7 protein-coding genes are annotated in these 5270 nt (G+C 59.1%); all 7 read left to right on the top strand.

Annotation, left to right across the window (positions count from 1 at the left end):
• A partial coding sequence (locus NW820_RS07010; protein ID WP_414407074.1) for an RAMP superfamily CRISPR-associated protein occupies positions 1–411 on the top strand: 411 nt, incomplete at its 5' end.
• A complete protein-coding gene (gene csx10, locus NW820_RS07005) occupies positions 411–1643 on the top strand; it encodes a CRISPR-associated RAMP protein Csx10 (RefSeq protein WP_414344022.1) in 1233 nt (410 codons plus the stop codon). The genes NW820_RS07010 and csx10, both read left to right, overlap by 1 nt.
• Entirely contained in the window at positions 1640–2080 is a 441-nt protein-coding gene (locus tag NW820_RS07000) for a hypothetical protein (protein WP_414344023.1), read from the top strand. The genes csx10 and NW820_RS07000 overlap by 4 nt, the downstream gene beginning before the upstream one ends.
• 3 nt (positions 2081–2083) lie before the next feature.
• Entirely contained in the window at positions 2084–2731 is a 648-nt protein-coding gene (locus NW820_RS06995; protein ID WP_414329367.1) for a hypothetical protein, read from the top strand.
• Positions 2732–2750: 19 nt separating this feature from the next.
• Complete coding sequence (csx7, locus tag NW820_RS06990) at positions 2751–3602, top strand: CRISPR-associated RAMP protein Csx7 (protein WP_011432239.1); 852 nt, start codon at positions 2751–2753, stop codon at positions 3600–3602.
• Positions 3603–3768: 166 nt separating this feature from the next.
• Positions 3769–4743: an RAMP superfamily CRISPR-associated protein gene (locus NW820_RS06985; protein WP_414407073.1), complete on the top strand. Its 975-nt coding sequence runs from the start codon at positions 3769–3771 to the stop codon at positions 4741–4743.
• On the top strand, positions 4740–5192 hold the full coding sequence (locus NW820_RS06980; RefSeq protein WP_011432237.1) for a hypothetical protein: 453 nt from the start codon (positions 4740–4742) through the stop codon (positions 5190–5192). Before NW820_RS06985 ends, NW820_RS06980 begins: the two co-directional genes overlap by 4 nt.
• The last annotated feature ends 78 nt before the right edge of the window (positions 5193–5270 follow it).

Here is a 5270-nt window from a genome sequence, read left to right as displayed (position 1 = left end):
GAGGGCTACGCCGGATCCCATTGTCTGGTCTGCCAGATATTCGGCAATCCGGCCCTGCCTGCCCGCCTGTGGGTGGAGGATCTCGTCTGCGAGGTGCCGCCAGCAGCTCTGGAACCAACCCTTCGCCCTGGGGTCACCCTCAACCGCCGCCGCCGCACCGCCGAGGATCAGCGGCTCTACCTCATTGAGACCTCTCCCGCGGCTGAGCTGACTTTTTCCGGATCCCTGCAGCTTTTGCCCGATTGCCCTTCCTGGGGCAAAACTCTCCTGTTGGCGGCCCTGCACCACCTGATCGCGCTGGGGGGCAGCAAATCCGCAGGTTTGGGCTGGCTGCACTGGGATCCTGGATCCCTGCAGGCTCTCCAGCCCACCGCAGCCGATTGGGCTTTCTTGGCCCAGGGAGGGAGCTGATGGAAGCCATTCAACTCACCCTAACGGCTCAGTCTCCCTTGGCCATCGGTCGGCAAAAGCCGGGCGGCTCCATCAGCGAGGCCCAGGATTACATTCCCGGCAGCGTGATTCGCGGTGCTCTGGCCGACCTCATGCTCAGCCAAACCCAACATCGCCCTGCCGAGGCGCTGGAAGGAGATTTGGCCGCCCTGTTTACGGCAGCTCGGCCTGCTGTGTTTACCCACGCCTATCCGGGATCCGGCAGCAAGGTCTTGCCGGCCACGGCCTTCAGCTCGAAAAACAATCCCGGCTTCCGCTCAGAGGCGGGCAAAACGGGGGTGTTCGACACGCTCCTGGATCGCTTCTGCTCACAGCGGCTGGGGATCCCGTTCGATCCCACAGAGCCGGACGGTTCCGGGGGAAGAGTGGAGCCCTTCGGGGGGTTCTACAGCCAGCAGGAGTCTGACCTGGGGCCCCGCTACGAACGAGCTGCTGTGTCCAAACGCCTGCTCACGCGGGTGGGGATCAACCGTCGCCGCGCCACTGCTGCCGACCAAATCCTCTACAGCCTAGAGGTGATGAACGAGGGCAAAGCCCGCCCCAATGGGCATCTGGAGCGCTCCCTTTTCAGCGGCTACATCTACCTGCGGGATCCCGAGCTGGCCGAGACCCTCACCCGCTACCTCAACGCCCACGCCCACCTGCTGCGCTTGGGAGGAGGGGTGTCGCGGGGATTGGGCCGGGTCAACGTCACGGCTCGGCGTCTGGCTGCTCCCCGGCCTTCCCTGGCCCAGCGGGTGGAAGCCTTCAACCAAAAGCTGCGGCAGCGCTGGCAACAATGGCAGGTGTTCGGGGATCCCTGGCAGCCCCTTCCGCCGGAGCGGCAGTATTTCTCCATTGGGCTGCAGTCAGGGGCCATTCTCAAAGAGCGCTGGCAACGCACCACCGTGCTCACCCCCCAGATGCTCCAGGAAGAGGCCAACTGCGAAGATGGATCCCTGGCTTTGGAGCTGGCCTTCAGCAGCTACGCCTATGTCTCCGGCTGGAACGCTGCCTGGGGTCTGTTCAAAGATGTAGAATTGGTAACCACGCAGGGCAGCGTCTTTCTGCTGAGCACCACGCAACTGGAGCGTTGGATCCCGATTTTGGCGGAGATGGAATACTGGGGGATTGGCGAACGCACTGCTGAAGGATTCGGCCAAATCGAAGTTTGCAGTCCGTTCCATCATCATTTCTGGGAGAACCCGCTATGACCTTCGCCACCAGCGAGATCACATCGGAACAAGAGCTCAAGATCCAACGGCAAATCCGGCTGGCCGAAGATGATCTGGTCGCCAGAATTCAAGCCGCCTTGGATAACTTCAGAGGTCTCAACAGATTGGAAGAGGCCCAATATCGCAACCTATTGCACGTGGCAGCTTCCACCGAAAGCTCAGAGGTGATCAAGAACTTTTTGCGCTACCAGGTGGGGCGCGATGACAAGTGGGGGCGGGGCAAAGACTCTTTGGCAGAAGCCATCATCAAAGACATCGACAACTGGATTCATCAAAGGGCTATAGCCATCGCCAGGGAAGCCGGAATTGAAAGAGCATCCCCCAAAGTCAACGAGATCAAAATTGACTTGATTCGGCGCTACCTGGGCTATGGGGCCCGCTACCTCAAGTACAAGCGAGAGGGAGGAGGATCCTAGACCGTGACCTACAGCAGTTTTACCCTTGAGAGAGCCATTTCGACCTTTCAGCTCAGGTCAAGAATCATCCATGGCCTGTTTGCAGAGGTTCCACCGACTGAGTGCTCCGATTACTTGAAAATAACCCTAGATCGCTATCTCGGCTTGGCCACCTCGGTCAACAGCGAAAAAGCCCGCTCCGAGTTTATCATCGCCCCTGTGCTGGGAGAGGTGAAGTACCTATGTCGGGATCAAATCTCGCTGTTTTCCGGCAAGGAATTCAACGTGGATCCCGAGAGGGGGTTGGTGGGCCTATGCGACTACATCATTTGCCTATCCCCTCTCCAACTCTACATTCAAGATCCGGTGGTGATTATCGTTGAGGCCAAAAAAGAAGACTTGATCGGGGGTCTGGGCCAGTGCGTTGCCGGTATGGTGGGGGCACAGGTCTTTAACAAGAACTCCAATTCTCAAGTAGACAGTGTCTATGGAGCAGTAACCTCAGGAACCAACTGGCGATTTGCAAAACTCGAGGGTGACCAACTCTTTATCGATGACAGGGAGTACTTTATCTCAGAAATTGCTCAGATCCTAGGGATCCTCTTGAGTTTTATTAAGGGCTCCGTCTCGCTTCGGGAATGGCAAACCTCTGCAGTACAAGCCTTAACTTGAGCAGCCATTTGAGGGAACAATGTTCGACGTTTTCAAAAACCGCTTGGAAATCACCGGCACCCTCACCACCGTGACCGCTCTGCACATCGGGGTGGGCCGCTCCACCGAACCCATCGGCTCGGATTTGCCGGTTCTCAAGGATGCGCTGGGCCGTCCGCTCATTCCCGGCTCCAGTTTGAAGGGGGCGATGCGCTCTCGCCTGGAAAGTTTCTTGCGGGGCATCAACCCAGAGCTGGCCAGGGATCCCGGCGAATTGACCAGCAGCGAGCAATTTCAGATCATCAACCAAATTAAAAATGACTACAAAGGGGACGATGCGGCTCTGACTCAAAAGCTCATTGAGGCCACCGACTGGGTCTCGCAGGTGTTTGGATCCCCTTGGTTGGCCGGCAAGGTGCAGATCCGAGATTTGCCCGTGGTTCCGGAAGCCTGGTTTGGCCAGTACCAAGAGCGGGATGGCGTGGCCATCGATCGGGATACGGAAACGGCGGCAGATGGCAAGCTGTACGACTTGCAAGTGGTGCCTGCCAGCACCCCCTTCCGGTTTCATGCCGTCGTCGAAAATGCCGAGGAATGGGAACTGGGCCTCTTGGCCATTGGCCTGCACCAATTGGAAACGGAACAGATCCCCCTGGGAGGGGGGCGCTCCCGTGGCTTGGGGGTTGTCCGCCTGCAGATCTCGGCAATCTATTGGTTCGACTCGGAAGGGGATCCAAGACGGCTGCTGGCCTACCTTCAAGAGCTGGTGGCCGGATCCCGACAGCCGCTCAGCCCGGAGCAGGCTGCCGCTTTGCGCCAAGACTGGGTGGAAGCCCTGGTTGCCAAATTAACAACGGCCTCTCAACGGCAATCGGTCGGCCCCCGCCGCTAGCCCTATTTCATGTCAGGAGGGATCCCGATGGTCTTCATGGACTCTACAACGGTTGGCGATACGGTCAGCGTTTTCCACCCCTATCGGTTGACAAACTGGACAGACTGCTTGCCGCCCCAAGCCCCTCAACCAAAAGCTCCTGTTCTGGTGTGAAGGATCCCAGGCTATGCACAAACGCTACGTTAACCATTGCACCCTCTGCCTCGCCCTCAAGCCCGATGGCCCTGTTCTCATCAAGGCGGGCAAAGAAGGGGCTGACCCGACGAAGCCGGATATGGAGTTCGTCGAAACCTATCACGGCGGCGGGCGAACGGTCTATTTTCCCGGCAGCTCCCTCAAAGGGGCAATTCGCGCCCATGCGGAGCGCATCGTCCGAACGGTGGGCAGCGACAGACGTCCTGAGGGGGGAGGCTTCAAACTCTGGGCCAGCGATCCCCTCGACCAAAAGGCCAATCAATGGCTGGAAAAAATTGAAGAGCCCCACCAGGTTTACGCCCTTTCTTCCTTTACGGATCAGATGTTCGGCAACACAGCCATCGCCAGCCGGGTCCGCATCGAAGATGCCTATCCCAAGCCGGGAACCCCTCTGCGCCTGGAGGAACGTAATGGGGTGGCCATCGACCGCGTCTTCGGCTCAGTGGCGGTGGGGCCGTTCAGCTATCAAGTGTGCGTAGAGGGATCCTTTCAAACCAAGATCCACCTGAAAAACTTTACCCTGGCCCAACTGGGTCTGCTGGGACTGGCGTTGCGGGATCTGGATGAAGGCTGGTTTGGCATCGGCTTTGCCAAGTCCCGCGGCATGGGCACCGTTCGGGTTGAGTACGAGTGGGCGGTGGTGGACTATCCGGGCTGCCTGGTGGATGAGGCAAACGAGCAGATTCGACTGCTGGGATCCCCCCTGACCTGGCCACAGGGATCCCTGTTGGGGGCGGGCGAATTTTTAACCCCCGAAGAGGCAGGCAAATACGGCTTCCCCAAACCCGATTGCCAAGCGGTGCCGGTGGGAGCGGAGCCAATGCCTTTGGGATTTGGGGCGCGGCTGACCTGGGATCAGACGTCTGAGGCCAAGGTGGAACATCTGCTCGCCACCGCCGTAAACAGTTGGGCCAAACTCCTGCAAGCGGAGGCCAAAGCCGTATGAAACCAGCCTACGTCGCCTCCCTCAAGATTCAAGATGGGGCAGAGTCCTCGCTTTCCCAAGTGCTCTCGGCTTGTTTTTCCACTTCTGAAAAAACCTACTCCTTTCTGCGCTGGCCCCATCGAGTCAGCGGCATTCAGGTGGGGATCCCGGCGGATCCCGTCTGTCCAGAGGGGCAAGTTTTCTCCCAACAAGGGGAACTGCGCTGGAAAAGCACCCCCCACGGCTGGGATCTGCTGTATCTGGGGATCCAAGCTCCCCCGGACTCCTTTATCCCTCTGCCGGGAGAGTGGCGGTGGGAGGATCACGCAGCCGACCTGTACGGATCCCAAAATCGAGAAACCCGCTTTCCCAAGCCCCTCAGCCATCCCCAAGATCTCAAGGTGGGCCAGCGCTACTTCCGAGATGAGCGAACTGCCCGCGTTCACTTTATTGCCCTGATTCCGAGGTGACCATGACCCCCCAAGGCCCTCGCCCATTGCCCAACCAGGCCGCATCTGCAAGATCGTCTGCCGGCAACAGCAGTCGAG

Source organism: Synechococcus sp. R55.7, assembly GCF_047461955.1.
GTDB lineage: Bacteria > Cyanobacteriota > Cyanobacteriia > Thermostichales > Thermostichaceae > Thermostichus.
The sequence above is the reverse complement of the archived record's forward strand: the minus strand, read 5'-3'. Positions and strand labels throughout refer to the sequence as shown.